Here is a 2506-nt window from a genome sequence, read left to right as displayed (position 1 = left end):
GGAGGGGAGCCCGGCCGGGCAGGAAGGGGACGGACCCCGGAAGGAAAGGGCGGACAGTGGCCACGAGCACGCAGAGCGTGTTCCGCAGCGAGGGCGTACCCGTGACGGAACGGTTCGACTGCTGGCGGGAGTTGGTCAGCCGTACCCGGGACAGCGAAGTGACCAGCGTCCACTGCGACGACTTCCGGGCGGAGATGCGGCGCCTGGAGCTGGGCCCGGTGACCCTCCTGCGCAGCTCCTTCCAGCCGACCCGCTTCCACCGCACCGCGCGCCGGGTGCGGCGCTCGGACCCGGAGGTGTTCCACCTCACCCTGCTGCTCGACGGCGGCTTCACCCTGACCCGCGACACCGGGCGCACCGAGACCTTCGGGCCCGGCAACCTGCACATGCTCGACAGCTCCCACCCGTTCGACCTGCGGGCCTTCGGCTCCCGCGCCGCCCGCTCCCCCGGGGACCTGCGGATCGAGGCCGTCGGCGTCGACTTCCCCTCCGCCCTGCTGCCGGTGCCGCCGCACCGGCTGGAGGACCTGCTGGGCCGCGGCTTCTCCTCCCGGGAGGGCACCTGCGCGCTGCTCTCGGACTTCCTCCTCAACCTCGACCGGCAGGCCGCCCTCCTGGGCCCCGCCGACGCCCCCCGCCTGGGCGGCGTCGTGGTCGACCTGGTGGCCGCCTGGCTCGCCCGGGAGGTGGACGCCGAGGCCGCCGTGCCCGACGACAGCCGGCAGCGGGCCCTGGTCGAGCACGTCCGGGCCTTCATCGGACGCAACCTGCACGACCCCGAACTGACGCCCGCCGTGATCGCCGCCGCCCACCACATCTCCGTCAGCTACCTGCACCGCCTCTTCGGCCGGGAGTCCGGCGGCGAGACCGTCGCCGCCTTCATCCGCCGCCGCCGGCTGGAGCGGGCCCGCCGCGACCTGGCCGACCCCGCGCTGCGCTCCCTGCCCGTCCACGCCGTCGCCACCCGCTGCGGCCTGCCCCGCGCCGCCGAGTTCAGCCGCGCCTTCAAGGCCGCGTACGGCCTCTCCCCCCGCGAGCACCGCCACCGCGCCCTGACCGGGAGCGGGGCCGGGGCCGTCGGCGGGTAGCCGTACGGGCGGCGCGGCCCGTACGGGCAAGGGCAGCCGTGCGGGCGGCGCGGCCCGTACGGACCGGGCCCACGGGCGCGAAAACCCCGCACCGTGAGCACCGGGTGCGCACGAGCGGGCGGGAATCCCGGATCAGTGCACGCAATGCCAAGGACTGTCCACTCAGCGCCAACACGGCGGGGGTGACGCCCTGGCATCCTCCCTGAGGGACACCGCGCAGCGGAACGTCGAGTTCCGTTCCGCGTCGGCGGCCCGGCACGCCACGGGGGAGCGTGCCGGGCCGCCGGGTCCCGCACCGCCCGGCCCGACCGGACGGCCGGCCGGACTCGGCGGGGCTCAGCCGGTCATCGGACTCAGCGACTCGGCGGCTTCAGCGGGCGGACTCGTGGGCGAGGACGGCCTGGGCGACCGCCTTCTGCAGCGGGCTCAGGTGCTTGTCGACGAGGGTCTGGTAGTCGCCGGCACGGCCGTCGGCCCACTGGCCCAGGCCCGCGACCATGGCCCGGCCGGCGCCGGAGAACGCCTGCACCATGCCGCTGTCCGGGGGCAGGGTGGCCAGGCCCGAGGCGGGCGGCGGGGCCTGGGCGCCGACCTGGTAGTCGTCGAAGGCCATGCTGAGGGTGGTGACCAGGTGGACGGTGTCCTTGGGGTCGGCCATGGTGAAGACGGCCAGGTTGTACTGGTTCTTGGCGCTGTCGGTGTACAGGGCGATCTGCTCGCCCAGGCAGCCCTTGGAGGCGCGGATCATCCCGATCAGCCGCGGGCCGACCGAGTCCGGTTCGACGCAGGAGTTCATGACGGTCGATCCGACCCTGGTGTAGACCTCGCCGCCGGCCGCCGTCACCTGGGCGGGGAACAGCTGGTCGAGCGGCAGCAGGGAGGCGTCCGGGGTGGCCGAGGCCCGGGCCGCGGCGGCGGAAGCCGTGACGGAAGCGGACGCGGCCGGGGACACGGAAGCGGGCGGGGCCGCAGTGGCGGAAGCGGCCGGGGCCCCGCTCTCGTCACCGGAGGGGCGCAGCAGGGTGAAGGCGCCGCCGGTCACCGCGGCGGCGACGACGGCGAGCGCGAGGTTGCGCGGCCAGACCCGCTGGGGGCGGGGTGAGGAGTCGTCGGGCCGCTGGTCAGGATCGGTGGGGAACATACCGCCGTACCGTAGTGATCTTGATTGCGGCGCTTGACGACGGTCCGATCACAGTGCGATCACATTGTCGGGGCCGGTGACGGCTTGTCGTTCGTGTCCTCCGGGACCCAGGCACCGGCGCCGAGGCGCCCGGTGGTGCCGAGGTCGATTTCCGGGACGACCGTGACGGGGGCCGCGTCGGGGGTGGCGCGCACCCGCACGTACGGGGCGTTGAGCGGGTCCCCGGCACCGGCCTCGGTGGTGTTGCGCCACACCAGGGTGGTGCGGGCGCCCTCCC

Annotated in this window: 2 protein-coding genes and 1 pseudogene; 1 reads left to right on the top strand and 2 read right to left on the bottom strand. The window is 75.1% G+C overall.

The features are described 5' to 3' along the window. Window positions 1–56: 56 nt before the first annotated feature. Window positions 57–1088 carry a helix-turn-helix domain-containing protein gene (locus tag ACIQOV_RS37110; protein WP_401055199.1) on the top strand — a complete coding sequence of 344 codons (1032 nt, stop codon included), beginning with the start codon at window positions 57–59 and terminating at the stop codon, window positions 1086–1088. 370 nt (window positions 1089–1458) lie between these two features. Here the strand turns inward: ACIQOV_RS37110 and ACIQOV_RS37105 are convergent, their stop codons facing one another. Together ACIQOV_RS37105 and ACIQOV_RS37100 are read right to left on the bottom strand one after the other, a co-directional pair. Continuing rightward, window positions 1459–2229 (bottom strand): hypothetical protein, encoded by a 771-nt coding sequence (locus tag ACIQOV_RS37105; protein ID WP_401055198.1) that lies wholly within the window; start codon window positions 2227–2229, stop codon window positions 1459–1461. A 59-nt stretch (window positions 2230–2288) separates the two neighbouring features. After that, a pseudogene (locus tag ACIQOV_RS37100) lies at window positions 2289–2506 on the bottom strand (DUF4232 domain-containing protein); the annotation flags it as partial.

It is taken from the genome of Kitasatospora sp. NPDC091257 (genome assembly GCF_044757675.1).
In the GTDB taxonomy this organism is placed as follows: domain Bacteria; phylum Actinomycetota; class Actinomycetes; order Streptomycetales; family Streptomycetaceae; genus Kitasatospora; species Kitasatospora lactacystinica.
The sequence above is the reverse complement of the archived record's forward strand: the minus strand, read 5'-3'. Positions and strand labels throughout refer to the sequence as shown.